This is a genomic window from Leisingera aquaemixtae (assembly GCF_001458395.1).
Lineage (GTDB): Bacteria > Pseudomonadota > Alphaproteobacteria > Rhodobacterales > Rhodobacteraceae > Leisingera > Leisingera aquaemixtae.
In genome coordinates this window covers 607,435-619,102 of the sequence record NZ_CYSR01000030.1, presented here as the reverse complement: position 1 = coordinate 619,102, position 11,668 = coordinate 607,435, and the positions used below count along the sequence as shown (strand labels likewise).

Here is an 11,668-nt window from a genome sequence, read left to right as displayed (position 1 = left end):
CCGCCGCCGGGGCCGACGCGGCACCGGCGCAGTGAAACAGCTGGGCGGGCCTTTTTCAAGGCCTCACCCGAGCGCTTAACTGGCGCGGCGGCCTTTGCGGGGCGTGCCGGGTGTCAGCTCCAGCCCTTGCGGAAGAAATGCGGCGAGGCGCCGAACTTGCGCTTGAACTGGCGGGAGAAATGGGGGGCGGAGTTGAAGCCCGAGGCCAGCGCGATTTCGGTGACGCTCATCGAGGTTTCGTTCATCAGCGCAAAGGCATGGCTGAGGCGCATGTCAAAATAGACGTGCATCGGGCTTTGGTTCAGGTAGCGCGAGAACAGCCGCTCCAGCTGGCGGCGGGAGATGTCGAGGCGGTCGCACAGCTCGCCGATGGACAGCGGCTCCTCGATCGATTCCTGCATCAGCTGCAGCGCATTCAGCAAGCGCTGGTTGCGGCTGCCGATGGCCACCGCGTAATTCGATTTCTGCGGCGCCGCCTGGCCGCCGGAGCGCACGTGCAGGCACATGTCGGCGACGATGATCGCCAGCTGCTTGCCGTGGCGTTCCTCGATCAGGTGCAGCATCATGTCGGTCGCGGCATTGCCGCCGCCGCAGGTCATCAGCGGGCCCGAGATCTCAAAGATATTGGGCGAGGGCGCGAGGCTCGGATAGCTTTCCAGGAACCCCGGCTGGTTCTCCCAGTGCAGGGTGAACTTGTGATTCTTAATCAGCCCGGCCTGGGCCAGCGCAAAGGCGCCGGTGCAGATGCCGCCGATGGCGCGGCCAAAGCGGCTTTCGCGGCGCAGCCAGTTCAGGGTGATCTCGGTGGCGGCGCTGTGCGGCTCGACCCCAGCGCAGACAAAGCCGAGTGAATCCGAGGGCAGCGGCTGGAGCGGGGTGTCCGGCGTCACCACCATGCCGTTGGAGCAGCGCACCGGCTGGCCGTCCTCTGTCATGATGTACCAGCGGTAGAGCCGGGTGCCGGTCACCTGGTTGGCAATGCGCAGGGGCTCGATGGCGGCGGCCACCGGCAGCATTGTCGCCTTGGGCAGCAGCAGGAAATAGAAATCCTGCGGCGCGCCCTCGAACGGGATGGCGAGATTGGCGGCGGCGCCTTTCTGAACGAAGCTGTCATCGGACATGGCGGGACCCCAGCGCGGCACCCGGGCAGCCGGGCGGAATTCGGACTTGATTTTGCTTCCTAAGGCGCTGACGCAGGCCACAGCCCTAGAATAGCGACAGCGTTCCTGCGGATTGCGACACCGCATGCAGGTTTGCGGCACCGTAAAATGCCCGCCGCCCCTTGCAGGTCAAAAGGGGCGATACTAAGACTCGGGTAACACACTGTCGGGTATGGTGCCGGACATAAACAACGCAGGCAGGTCGAAATGATTGATCCCAGAGAAACATACATGAACACCCTGGTCCCGATGGTGGTTGAGCAGACCAGCCGGGGCGAGCGGGCCTATGACATCTTTTCCCGCCTGCTGAAGGAACGGATCATCTTTGTGAACGGTCCGGTGCACGACGGGATGAGCTCGCTGATCGTGGCGCAGCTGCTGCACCTTGAGGCGGAAAACCCGTCCAAGGAAATCTCGATGTACATCAACTCGCCCGGCGGCGTGGTGACCTCGGGCCTGTCGATCTATGACACCATGCAGTACATCAAGCCCAAGGTGTCCACCCTGGTGATCGGCCAGGCGGCGTCGATGGGGTCGCTGCTGCTGACGGCTGGGGAAAAAGGCATGCGCTTCTCGCTGCCCAACAGCCGCGTGATGGTGCACCAGCCCTCCGGCGGCTTCCAGGGCCAGGCGACCGATATCATGATCCACGCCGAAGAGACCCTGAAGCTGAAGAAGCGCCTGAACGAGATCTACGTCAAGCACACCGGCCAGGACTACGACACGGTCGTGAACGCGCTGGAGCGCGACAACTTCATGTCGCCGGAAGAGGCGAAGGAGTTCGGCCTGATCGACGAAATCGTTGAAAACAGAGCCAAAGGCGATGACGAGCAGGCCTGAGGCCTGGGCTTGTGACCAGCGGTGCGCCCTGCGATTAACTTGGGGCGCACTTTCACATTGTGGCGGCCTAAGCAGTGGCTTAAGCTGGCAGAAAGTTGACTTGCCCCGCAGCGCGGGCGCATCGGACCGGGCGGACTGAAAGGTAGACCATGGCGACGAATTCAGGCGGCGACAGCAAAAACACCCTCTATTGCAGCTTCTGCGGCAAGAGCCAGCATGAAGTGCGCAAGCTGATCGCCGGCCCCACCGTATTCATTTGCGATGAATGCGTCGAACTGTGCATGGACATCATCCGGGAAGAGACCAAGGCCTCCGGGCTGAAGGCGACCGACGGGGTGCCGACACCCAAGGACATCTGCCAGGTGCTGGACGACTACGTGATCGGTCAGGCCACCGCCAAGCGGGTGCTGTCGGTTGCGGTGCACAACCACTACAAGCGTCTGAACCACGCCCAGAAGGCGGGCTCGGACATCGAACTGGCAAAATCCAACATCCTGCTGATCGGCCCCACCGGCTGCGGCAAAACGCTGCTGGCGCAGACGCTGGCGCGGATTCTGGATGTGCCGTTCACCATGGCGGATGCCACCACGCTGACCGAGGCCGGTTACGTGGGCGAAGATGTCGAGAACATCATCCTGAAACTGCTGCAGTCGTCGGAGTACAACGTCGAGCGCGCACAGCGCGGCATCGTCTATATCGACGAGGTCGACAAGATCACCCGCAAGTCGGAAAACCCCTCGATCACCCGCGACGTGTCGGGCGAGGGCGTGCAGCAGGCGCTGCTGAAGCTGATGGAAGGCACCGTGGCCTCGGTTCCGCCGCAGGGCGGGCGCAAGCATCCGCAGCAGGAATTCCTGCAGGTGGACACCACCAACATCCTGTTCATCTGCGGCGGCGCCTTTGCCGGCCTCGACAAGATCATCGCGGCGCGCGGGAAGGGCTCGGCAATGGGCTTTGGCGCTGATGTGCGCGACAACGATGAGCGCGGCGTCGGTGAAATCTTCCAGGATCTGGAGCCGGAAGACCTGCTGAAATTCGGCCTGATCCCGGAATTCGTCGGCCGTCTGCCGGTTCTGGCAACGCTGGAGGACCTGGACGAGGAGGCGCTGGTCACCATCCTGACCGAGCCGAAGAACGCCCTTGTCAAACAGTACCAGCGCCTGTTCGAGCTGGAAGACACCGAACTGGACTTCACCGAAGAAGCGCTGAAGGCGATTGCCCGCAAGGCGATCGAACGCAAGACCGGCGCCCGCGGCCTGCGCTCGATCATGGAGGACATCCTGCTGGATACCATGTTCGACCTGCCGGGCATGGACAGCGTGACCAAGGTGGTCGTGAACGAAGAGGCGGTGACCTCGGACGCGCAGCCGCTGATGATCCACGCGGATGCCGAGAAAGAACCCGCAACGGCCGGGTAAACGGATAGGACTTCAATCAGACGGCGCGGTTTTTTTCCGCGCCGTTTGTCTTTTGGGGGCGGCTCGGCAGAGGGGGCGCTGCCCCCGCAGCGGCAGGCCGCTGCTCCCCTGGGATATTTTCAGCCAGAAGAAGGTGAGAGGCGATGATCAAACGGATTTCCTCCGGCGGTGAGTTCGAGGCCAAGATCGGCTATTGCCGCGCCGTGGTTGCGGGCGGGTTCGTGCATGTGGCCGGAACGGTTGGCCAGGGCGACGATGTGGTGGCGCAGTGCCGGTCGGCGCTGGACACCATCGGCGCGGCGCTGGAGAAGGCGGGGGCAAGCTTCGCCGATGCGGTGCGGGTCAACTACTACCTGCCGGATGCAGCGGAGTTTGAGCCTTGCTGGCCGGTTCTGGCCGAAACCTTTGGTGCCAGCCCGCCGGCGGCGACGATGATCGAATGCAATCTGATTGATCCGAAGTACCGCATCGAGATCGAGGTGACCGCGCTGGCACCGGCGGACAGCTGAGCCGGCGGATGCCCCGCACGCGGGGCTGAGGCAAAACTGCCCGTTCCCGCCGGCAGGCCCCAAGCCACGGCGCAAGCCACTGGACCTTGGCGGGAAATTGGGCCATATCAAGATCGGAAAACTCCGGAGGCATCCATGGGAATCCTGAACACTCTTCTGCGCGCTGTGACCTGGTGGAACGGCTCCACCCTGAACACCCGGATCTTCACCGCCCGCAAGGGCATCAAGGTGGGTGAGGATGATCAGGGCAATGTCTTTTACCGCAATGCCGATGACAGCAAGCGCTGGGTGATGTTCAACGGCGAAGTGGAAGCCTCCCGCGTCAGCCCGGACTGGCACGGCTGGCTGCACCGGACCTTTGACGAGGTGCCGAGCGAGAAGCCGCTGAAGCATAAGCCCTGGGAAAAGCCGCACCAGGAAAACCTGACCGGCACCATGATGGCCTATGCGCCTGCGGGCTCGATCCGCGCCGGCGGCGAGCCCAAGGAGCGCCGCGACTATGAGGCCTGGGTGCCCGAATAAACATCTGCCAGAAGGCTGGTTTCATGTCTCAAAATCCTACTGAAGTTTTGGCCGGTGGCGTCGTGCTGGCCGCCGCGGTTGCGTTTGCCGTCTATGCCGGGCAGGCTGCGGGCCTGTCGCGGGCCGGCGCTACCTATGATCTGAGCGCGTCTTTCCGGTCCCTTGAGGGCGTCAGCGTCGGCACCGATGTGCGGCTTGCGGGCGTCAAGATCGGCACCGTGACCGGTGTCGACCTGAACCCGGAAACCTTCCGCGCCGACACCCGGTTTTCGGTGAAGCAAGGGATCGATATCCCCGATGACAGCGCGGTGGTGATTTCTTCCGAGGGGCTGCTGGGCGGCAATTTCGTGGAAATCATGCCGGGCGGCTCTGCCTTCGCTTTCGAGCCGGGGGATGAGATCGAGGATACCCAAGGCGCGGTCAGCCTGATTTCGCTGCTGGTGAAATTCGTGGCAGGCGGCGGGGAAGACTCGTGAAGCGGCTGGCCGCTGCCCTGGCCGCAGGCCTGCTGGCCCTGCCTGCCTGGGGGCAGGAGCAGGTGGCGCAGAGCGGTGCGGCACAGGGCACTGCGGCGGTGCTGCGGGCGCTGGACAAAGTCAACGGCCACAGCATGGATGCCGAGATCGCGGTCGGCGGCAGTGGGGAGATGTTCGGGCTGCTGGTCACCGTGTCGGACTGCCGCTATCCGGCGGAGAACCCGACCGGGGATGCCTACGCCTTTCTCACCGTGCGCAATCCCGCTGACAATGCGGTGCAGTTCGAGGGCTGGATGATCGCGTCCAGTCCGGCGCTGAACCCGCTGGACCACAGCCGTTATGATGTCTGGGTCATCCGCTGCAGCAGCAGCTGAGGCGCGGGCACGGCGGGGCGGGTGAAATCGGCCTCTTTTGACAAGGCGTCGCGCAGCAGCGCCCGGTAGCGGGCGCGGCTGACCTCAATGCCGCCGAGGGAGGCCAGGTGCGGGGTCAGGAACTGGGTGTCGCATAAGATGAAGCCTGCCTGCACCAGCCGGTCAACCAGATAGGCCAGCGCCACCTTGGAGGCGTCGCGGCGGCGGGAGAACATGCTTTCGCCGAAAAATGCGCCGCCCAGTGACACCCCATAAGTGCCTCCGGCCAGAATGCCCTGATGCCAGACCTCCAGCGAATGGGCGTTGCCCATCGCGTGCAGTTCCAAGTAGCGGTCGCGGATTTCGGCGCTGATCCAGGTTTCCGCCCGGTCGGCGCAGCCCTCCACCACGCCGGCAAAGTCCCGGTTCACGGTGATCTCAAAGCCGCCGTTGCGGATGCGCTTGGCCAGGGAGCGGGAGATGCGGAAGCCGTCCAGCGGCAGGATCCCGCGCCGTTTGGGGTCGACCCAGAACACTTCCGGGTCGTCGCGGTGTTCGGCCATCGGGAAAACACCGGCGGAATAGGCGTGCAGCAGGAGATCGGCAGTCAGGCTCATGGTGCCGCCAGTATAAAGGGCAAAGGCAGAGAAAAGTAAGACGGGGCGCAGCCGGATGGCGCGCCCCGCGGGTTTCAGGCCGGTGTGTTTTTTTCCAGCCAGCGTTCCAGCCAGTGGATGCCGTAGTCGCCGGTGTGGATGTCCTGCTCCTCCAACAGCGCATGGAACAGCGGCACGGTGGTGTCGATGCCGTCGATGATCAGCTCGCCCAGGGCGCGGTGCAGGCGGGCAAGCGCCTCGGTCCGGTCACGGCCGTGCACGATCAGCTTGCCGATCAGCGAGTCATAGTAGGGCGGGATCGAGTAGCCGTCATAGAGCGCCGAATCCATCCGCACACCCAGGCCGCCGGGGGCGTGGAACGCGGTGATCTTGCCCGGGCAGGGCGAGAAGTTCGGCAGCTTCTCGGCGTTGATCCGGACTTCGATGGCGTGGCCGTTGATCTCCAGATCGTCCTGCGTGAACGACATCGGCAGGCCTTCGGCCACCCGGATCTGCTCGCGCACCAGGTCGACGCCAAAGATGGCTTCGGTCACCGGATGCTCCACCTGCAGGCGGGTGTTCATCTCGATGAAGTAGAACTCGCCGTCTTCATAGAGGAACTCCACGGTGCCGGCGCCGGAATAGCCCATCTTGCCGATCGCGTCGGCACAGATCTTGCCGATGCGGGCACGCTCTTCCGGGGTGATGCAGGGGCCGGGGGCCTCCTCGAACACCTTCTGGTGGCGGCGCTGCAGCGAGCAGTCGCGCTCCGCCAGGTGTATGCCGGTGCCCTTGCCGTCGCCAAAGACCTGCACTTCGATGTGCCGCGGCTTCTGGAGGTATTTCTCCATGTAGACTTCGTCATTGCCGAAGGCGGCCTTGGCCTCGGACCGGGCGGTGGAGAAGGCCGAGACCAGTTCTTTCTCGTCCTTGGCGACCTTCATGCCGCGGCCGCCGCCGCCGGCGGTCGCCTTGATGATCACCGGGTAGCCCATGTCCTTGGCCGCCTTTTTGGCAGCGGCAATGTCGGGCACGCCGCCTTCGGAGCCCGGAACAACCGGAATGCCGAGGTTTTTGGCGGTTTCCTTGGCGGTGATCTTGTCACCCATGATGCGGATGTGTTCGGCCGAGGGGCCAATGAAGGTCAGCCCGTGGTCCTCGATGATCTGCACGAAATTGGCGTTTTCCGACAGGAAGCCGTAGCCCGGGTGAATCGCCTGGGCGCCGGTGATCTCGCAAGCGGAAATGATGGCGGGAATCGACAGGTAGCTTTGGGCGCCGGAGGGCGGCCCGATGCAGACCGATTCATCGGCCATGCGCACGTGCATCGCGTCGGAGTCGGCGGTGGAGTGCACTGCAACCGACTTGATGCCCATTTCCCGGCAGGCACGGATCACGCGCAGGGCGATCTCGCCGCGGTTGGCAATCAGGATCTTGTCAAACATGGCAGATCCTTATTCGATGATGACCAGAGGCGATCCGAATTCAACGGCGGCGCCGTCTTCGACCAGGATGCGCTTCACGGTGCCGGATTTCGGCGCCGGAATGTGGTTCATGGTCTTCATGGCTTCGACGATCAGCAGGGTGTCGCCTTCGCTGACCTGTGCGCCCACGGAAATGAAAGACGGCGAGCCCGGTTCCGGCTGCAGGTACACGGTGCCGACCATCGGCGAGGTCACGGCACCGGGGTGGCTGGCCGGATCGTCGTTTGCGGCTGCGGGGGCGGCAGCGGCAGGTGCGGCGGCGGCAGCAACCGGCGCCGGGGCGGCAGGCACCTGAACTTGCATCGGCGCCGCGGCCATCGCGGTCTGGCGGGAGACGCGCACGTTCAGGCTGTCGTCATCGCCGTATTCCCGTTTGACCTGCAGCTCGGTCAGATCGTTTTCGCGCAGCAGCTCCGCCAGCGCCTTGATGAATGCCACATCCGCTTCGTGAGATTTGTTTGTCATATTGTCCTCAAGCCGGTTCCGACATGCCCGCCCGGGCCCGGAAGGCCCGGCAGGCAGGAAATTAGCGCGCTTATAGGGCAAGGATTACCGCAAGGAAAGCGCTGTCGATGCTTGCTGTAACATGGAGATGAATTGATAAATTTGCAATTGCCTGCCGCATTCAGACTCCAGTTGCCGGGTCACAGCGGCATTCCCGTCAGCTTGGCCACCAGTTCCGGCAGTTTGCGGGCGCCGAACTTTTGCAGCAGATGCGCCCGGTGGCTTTCGACCGTGCGGTAGGACAGGTCCAGCTGCTTGCCGATCTCCTTGGCCGACAGCCCCTTGCAGGTGAGGATCGCCACTTCGCGCTCGCGCGGGGTGAGGGAGACCACAGGGCGGTCGTCGGAAATGTCCGCAAAGGACCAGATGCCGGTCTGAAACGGCGCCTCAGGCGTCACCGACCGGCCGCGCACCCGGCACCAGAACAATCCGCCCGCCCGGCGGCGCATGATGCGTTCGTCGCTGTAGCTGCCGCGCTGCGCCTCTGGCTGCTGCAAAAGGGCGCCGATGCGGTTGAAATCCTCTTGGCTGGGGTACAGTTCGGCCACCAGCATGCCGGTATAGTCACCGGGTGCGCCGCCAAAGGTCGCCGCGAATTGCAGGTTGCACCGCGTGATGACGCGGCGTTCCAGGACGGCGAGGCCCACGGGGGCATGGTCAAAGGCAAGATCGTTCATATGGTACTTTTACCCCGGTATTTTTGCGGAATTGAAGGGGGCAGCCGCTGCGTGCCACGTTGCGCGCTGCGGGGCAAGCGGGAGAGGACAATCGAATGAACATAGCGGTGTGGCTGCAGCGGACAGCGGCGGCAGAGGGCGCGCGGCCTGCATTGTATCTGGGGCGGGATCTGGTGGCGGATTACGCCGGGTTTCATGCGCGGGCGGCCTCGGTGGCGGGCTGGCTGCTGGCGCAGGGGATTTCACCGGGCGACCGGGTTGGCATCTTCATGACGAACTGCCCGGATTACCTGATTGCGCTATATGCCATCTGGTATGCCGGCGCGGCGGCAGTTCCCATCAATGCCAAGCTGCACGGCAAGGAGGCGGAGTACATCCTGCAAAATTCCGGCACCGGCCTGCTGTTCACCTCGCCGGGGCTGACAGAGGCGGTTGCAGACACCGGGGCCGCGGTGCGCTGCGTGGATATCACCGGTGCGGATTATGCGGCGGCGCTTCAGGCGGAGCCGGTGGCGGGGCCTGCCTCCCGCGCGCCCGGGGATTTGGCGTGGCTGTTTTACACCTCCGGCACCACCGGGCGGCCCAAGGGGGTGATGATCACCCACCGGATGCTGATGACCATGGCCATCGCCTATTTCGCCGACGTGGATCAGGTGAGCGCCGCCGACCACGCGCTCTATGCCGCGCCGATGAGCCACGGCGCGGGCATCTACGCGATTCAGCACGTGCTGGCGCGCGCGCGCCACGTCTGCCCGGCCTCCGGCGGTTTCGATGAGGCGGAGATCTTCGGCCTTGCCGCGCATTTCGGGCGGGTCCACATGTTTGCCGCGCCGACCATGGTCACAAGAATGACGGCTGAGGCCAAGCGGCTGGGCTTCAAGGGAGAAGGGCTGCGCACGGTCGTCTATGCAGGCGGGCCGATGTATGCCGCCGATATCATCGAGGCGGTTGAGCATTTCGGCCCGGTCTTCGTGCAGGTTTACGGTCAGGGCGAATGCCCGATGGCGATCACCGCGCTGCCGCGCCGCGACGTGCAGGACCGCGCGCATCCGCGCTGGCGCGAGCGGCTGGCCAGCGTCGGCAGGGCGCAAAGCGTGGTGGAGGTGCAGATCGGCACGCCGGAGGGGGAGTTCCTGCCTGCAGGCAGCCATGGCGAGATCATGGTGCGCGGCGATGCGGTGATGCCGGGGTATTGGGACAATCCCGAAGCGACGTCCAAGACCTTGCTCAACGGCTGGCTGATGACCGGCGACATGGGGGTGCTGGATGCGGATGGCTATCTGACGCTGCAGGACCGCTCCAAGGACATGATCATCACCGGCGGCTCCAATGTTTACCCGCGCGAGGTGGAGGAGGTGCTGCTGATGCATCCGCAGGTGCGCGAGGTGTCGGTGGTGGGCCGCCCGCATGCGGATTGGGGCGAGGAGGTGGTGGCCTTTGTCGTGGGGGATGCGCCGGAGGGGGAGCTGGACGATCTGTGCAACAGCCGGATTGCCCGGTTCAAACGGCCGAAGGCCTACTTGCGCATTGATGCGCTGCCCAAGAACAACTATGGCAAGGTGCTGAAGACCGAGCTGCGGAAGATGGTCTGATGACGCCAGCTCAGGCCGGGCGGGCGGCGGAGCCTTCGCTGCGGTCGGGCTGGCGCTGTCCCATCATCGTGTCGATCAGCAGGCTCATCAGTTCGGCCCGGCTGGCGGTGCCGGATTTGCGGTAGATCGCATTCAGCTGCGCCTTGACGGTGCCTTCGGCACTGCCGCGCATGGTGGCGATTTCGGCCGTGCTGAGGCCCTTGACCAGAAAGGTTGCCACATCCAGCTCTGCGGGGGTCAGGCCCCAGGCGGCAAACTCCGTGTTGATCACGTCCTGCACGGCGGCCTGGGCGGCGCTCAGGCTTTCCTCCAGATGCGCCTTGCGGCGCAGCAGCCACATCAGAATGCGGGTTTCAATAATGATGGCCGCAGTCAGCGCCAGCGCGGCAAGCCCTTCGATATAGGTGTGGCTGCGCTCCCCGGCTTCCGCCTCTCCGGCCTCCAAGCCGCTGAGGTCCGCGATCACATCCCCTAGAAACACCGCCGCGCAAATGGCTTGCACGGCGATGACGGCGATCAGGACCCAAGGCTGGGCAGGGCCGTTCGGGGCGTGGCGCATCAGGGGCTCTCTCTGCTGGTTTCCGTGCCCTCCTTGTAGCCAGTGACCATCGCGCGCGCCAGATTGACTTTGGTGCGGCGGCTTTCGAACAGCACCGCCGCCACATGCAGCACAATGGAAATCTCCGCCCAGGAGACCAGCGCCTCATGCAGCTCTTCCGGCCATTCGATGCCCCAGAACATGTTTGTGGTCATCAGATAGCCGGTGAGGGCGATGCAGGTGATCGTCAGCAGCAGATTGTAGATCATCAGCGCGCCCAGCGGAGAGTGGCCCTTATGCCGCCGGATCCGGCCTGTGGCGATATCGCTCAGCTGCCCGGCCGCGGCGCCGGCATTGGGCGGAAAGCTGGAAAACCGCGCGTGGCGGCTGCCGATAAGGCCCCAGACCACCCGGATGCCGATCAGCGCGGCAACGGCATAGCCGATGTTTTCGTGAAGATTGCCCTCCGGATCGGTGACCAGCGCATTGGCGGCAAAGCCCGCCGCCAGCGACCAGTGGAACAGCCGGACCACAGGGTCCCAGACGTATGTGCGGTGCATGTCAGCCCTCCTGCCGTGGCCGGGCGCAGACAGGCGCCCGGCAGATGATGCCCTGAGCCGGTCAGTCGTCTTCCTTGATCTTCACCACCTCAAGCTTGCCGTTCAGGTAGACCTCGTACTTCTTACCGTCCTTCACGGCGTAGGCCTCAAACTGGCCGTCTTCAGCTTCGATCTTGCGCACCTCGTAGCCCTGGCCTGTCAGAAGATCGCGGATCTTGGCTTGGGTGTCGGCGCTGGGGGCGCTGTCAGAGGCAAAGACCGCTGCCGCAGGCAGGGTGAGAACAAGGGCGAGGAGTTTCAGTGAATGGCGCATCGGGTGTCCTTTCGGTGTCCTGTCCGGCGCCGCACCGGAATGGCGCGGTCCGTCTCAGAGACGTCGGGACGGGAGCAGCAAAGGGAAATAGGCGCCAGGTTGGAACGGCGCAGAAACCGGGGCCGT

At 64.4% G+C, this 11,668-nt stretch carries 15 protein-coding genes; 7 read left to right on the top strand and 8 right to left on the bottom strand.

Going from position 1 to position 11,668, the window contains the following annotated elements:
- Nucleotides 1-113: 113 nt before the first annotated feature.
- Nucleotides 114-1,121, bottom strand: coding sequence for a GlxA family transcriptional regulator (locus PHA8399_RS16575; RefSeq protein WP_058287296.1), 1,008 nt, complete (start codon nucleotides 1,119-1,121; stop codon nucleotides 114-116).
- 246 nt (nucleotides 1,122-1,367) lie between these two features.
- On the opposite strand from PHA8399_RS16575, the gene PHA8399_RS16570 reads away from it, so the two are divergent.
- From PHA8399_RS16570 to PHA8399_RS16545, 6 genes are all read left to right on the top strand, one after another.
- Nucleotides 1,368-2,000 carry an ATP-dependent Clp protease proteolytic subunit gene (locus PHA8399_RS16570; RefSeq protein ID WP_058287204.1) on the top strand — a complete coding sequence of 211 codons (633 nt, stop codon included), beginning with the start codon at nucleotides 1,368-1,370 and terminating at the stop codon, nucleotides 1,998-2,000.
- A gap of 149 nt (nucleotides 2,001-2,149) precedes the next feature.
- On the top strand, nucleotides 2,150-3,418 hold the full coding sequence (gene clpX, locus PHA8399_RS16565; RefSeq protein ID WP_058287203.1) for an ATP-dependent Clp protease ATP-binding subunit ClpX: 1,269 nt from the start codon (nucleotides 2,150-2,152) through the stop codon (nucleotides 3,416-3,418).
- 143 nt (nucleotides 3,419-3,561) lie between these two features.
- The gene (locus PHA8399_RS16560; protein ID WP_058287202.1) at nucleotides 3,562-3,927 is read left to right on the top strand and encodes a RidA family protein; all 366 of its coding nucleotides are present in this window, start codon (nucleotides 3,562-3,564) and stop codon (nucleotides 3,925-3,927) included.
- A 135-nt stretch (nucleotides 3,928-4,062) separates the two neighbouring features.
- A complete protein-coding gene (locus PHA8399_RS16555; RefSeq protein WP_058287201.1) occupies nucleotides 4,063-4,449 on the top strand; it encodes an NADH:ubiquinone oxidoreductase subunit NDUFA12 in 387 nt (128 codons plus the stop codon).
- A gap of 23 nt (nucleotides 4,450-4,472) precedes the next feature.
- Nucleotides 4,473-4,925 carry an outer membrane lipid asymmetry maintenance protein MlaD gene (gene mlaD / locus PHA8399_RS16550; RefSeq protein WP_058287200.1) on the top strand — a complete coding sequence of 151 codons (453 nt, stop codon included), beginning with the start codon at nucleotides 4,473-4,475 and terminating at the stop codon, nucleotides 4,923-4,925.
- Nucleotides 4,922-5,299 carry a DUF2155 domain-containing protein gene (locus PHA8399_RS16545; RefSeq protein ID WP_058287199.1) on the top strand — a complete coding sequence of 126 codons (378 nt, stop codon included), beginning with the start codon at nucleotides 4,922-4,924 and terminating at the stop codon, nucleotides 5,297-5,299. The genes mlaD and PHA8399_RS16545 overlap by 4 nt, the downstream gene beginning before the upstream one ends.
- On the opposite strand, the gene aat is transcribed toward PHA8399_RS16545, so the two are convergent.
- From aat to PHA8399_RS16525, 4 genes are all read right to left on the bottom strand, one after another.
- On the bottom strand, nucleotides 5,263-5,895 hold the full coding sequence (gene aat / locus PHA8399_RS16540) for a leucyl/phenylalanyl-tRNA--protein transferase (protein ID WP_058287198.1): 633 nt from the start codon (nucleotides 5,893-5,895) through the stop codon (nucleotides 5,263-5,265). The genes PHA8399_RS16545 and aat overlap by 37 nt on opposite strands.
- Nucleotides 5,896-5,969: 74 nt before the next feature.
- Nucleotides 5,970-7,319, bottom strand: a complete 1,350-nt coding sequence (accC, locus tag PHA8399_RS16535) for an acetyl-CoA carboxylase biotin carboxylase subunit (protein WP_058287197.1) — start codon at nucleotides 7,317-7,319, stop codon at nucleotides 5,970-5,972.
- A 9-nt stretch (nucleotides 7,320-7,328) separates the two neighbouring features.
- Nucleotides 7,329-7,823: an acetyl-CoA carboxylase biotin carboxyl carrier protein gene (accB, locus tag PHA8399_RS16530; RefSeq protein WP_058287196.1), complete on the bottom strand. Its 495-nt coding sequence runs from the start codon at nucleotides 7,821-7,823 to the stop codon at nucleotides 7,329-7,331.
- 179 nt (nucleotides 7,824-8,002) lie between these two features.
- A complete protein-coding gene (locus PHA8399_RS16525) occupies nucleotides 8,003-8,539 on the bottom strand; it encodes a PAS and helix-turn-helix domain-containing protein (protein ID WP_058287195.1) in 537 nt (178 codons plus the stop codon).
- Between the two features lie 95 nt (nucleotides 8,540-8,634).
- Here PHA8399_RS16525 and PHA8399_RS16520 point away from each other — a divergent pair, with 95 nt between their 5' ends.
- Entirely contained in the window at nucleotides 8,635-10,131 is a 1,497-nt protein-coding gene (locus PHA8399_RS16520) for a class I adenylate-forming enzyme family protein (RefSeq protein WP_058287194.1), read from the top strand.
- 10 nt (nucleotides 10,132-10,141) lie between these two features.
- On the opposite strand, the gene PHA8399_RS16515 is transcribed toward PHA8399_RS16520, so the two are convergent.
- The 3 genes from PHA8399_RS16515 to PHA8399_RS16505 all read right to left on the bottom strand — a co-directional run bounded on the left by PHA8399_RS16515 (nucleotide 10,142) and on the right by PHA8399_RS16505 (nucleotide 11,542).
- A complete protein-coding gene (locus tag PHA8399_RS16515; protein ID WP_058287193.1) occupies nucleotides 10,142-10,690 on the bottom strand; it encodes a helix-turn-helix transcriptional regulator in 549 nt (182 codons plus the stop codon).
- On the bottom strand, nucleotides 10,690-11,229 hold the full coding sequence (locus PHA8399_RS16510; RefSeq protein ID WP_058287192.1) for a cytochrome b/b6 domain-containing protein: 540 nt from the start codon (nucleotides 11,227-11,229) through the stop codon (nucleotides 10,690-10,692). The genes PHA8399_RS16515 and PHA8399_RS16510 overlap by 1 nt, the downstream gene beginning before the upstream one ends.
- A gap of 61 nt (nucleotides 11,230-11,290) precedes the next feature.
- Nucleotides 11,291-11,542, bottom strand: a complete 252-nt coding sequence (locus tag PHA8399_RS16505) for a PepSY domain-containing protein (protein ID WP_058287191.1) — start codon at nucleotides 11,540-11,542, stop codon at nucleotides 11,291-11,293.
- Nucleotides 11,543-11,668 lie beyond the last annotated feature (126 nt).

Coding starts and splice junctions, on each gene's coding strand:
- PHA8399_RS16570 (WP_058287204.1), top strand. CDS start 1,368: ATGATTGATCCCAGAGAAACATACATGAACACCCTGGTCCCGATGGTG.
- PHA8399_RS16505 (WP_058287191.1), bottom strand. CDS start 11,542: ATGCGCCATTCACTGAAACTCCTCGCCCTTGTTCTCACCCTGCCTGCG.
- accC (WP_058287197.1), bottom strand. CDS start 7,319: ATGTTTGACAAGATCCTGATTGCCAACCGCGGCGAGATCGCCCTGCGC.
- PHA8399_RS16525 (WP_058287195.1), bottom strand. CDS start 8,539: ATGAACGATCTTGCCTTTGACCATGCCCCCGTGGGCCTCGCCGTCCTG.
- mlaD (WP_058287200.1), top strand. CDS start 4,473: ATGTCTCAAAATCCTACTGAAGTTTTGGCCGGTGGCGTCGTGCTGGCC.
- PHA8399_RS16520 (WP_058287194.1), top strand. CDS start 8,635: ATGAACATAGCGGTGTGGCTGCAGCGGACAGCGGCGGCAGAGGGCGCG.
- PHA8399_RS16510 (WP_058287192.1), bottom strand. CDS start 11,229: ATGCACCGCACATACGTCTGGGACCCTGTGGTCCGGCTGTTCCACTGG.
- PHA8399_RS16575 (WP_058287296.1), bottom strand. CDS start 1,121: ATGTCCGATGACAGCTTCGTTCAGAAAGGCGCCGCCGCCAATCTCGCC.
- PHA8399_RS16555 (WP_058287201.1), top strand. CDS start 4,063: ATGGGAATCCTGAACACTCTTCTGCGCGCTGTGACCTGGTGGAACGGC.
- PHA8399_RS16560 (WP_058287202.1), top strand. CDS start 3,562: ATGATCAAACGGATTTCCTCCGGCGGTGAGTTCGAGGCCAAGATCGGC.
- accB (WP_058287196.1), bottom strand. CDS start 7,823: ATGACAAACAAATCTCACGAAGCGGATGTGGCATTCATCAAGGCGCTG.
- aat (WP_058287198.1), bottom strand. CDS start 5,895: ATGAGCCTGACTGCCGATCTCCTGCTGCACGCCTATTCCGCCGGTGTT.
- PHA8399_RS16515 (WP_058287193.1), bottom strand. CDS start 10,690: ATGCGCCACGCCCCGAACGGCCCTGCCCAGCCTTGGGTCCTGATCGCC.
- clpX (WP_058287203.1), top strand. CDS start 2,150: ATGGCGACGAATTCAGGCGGCGACAGCAAAAACACCCTCTATTGCAGC.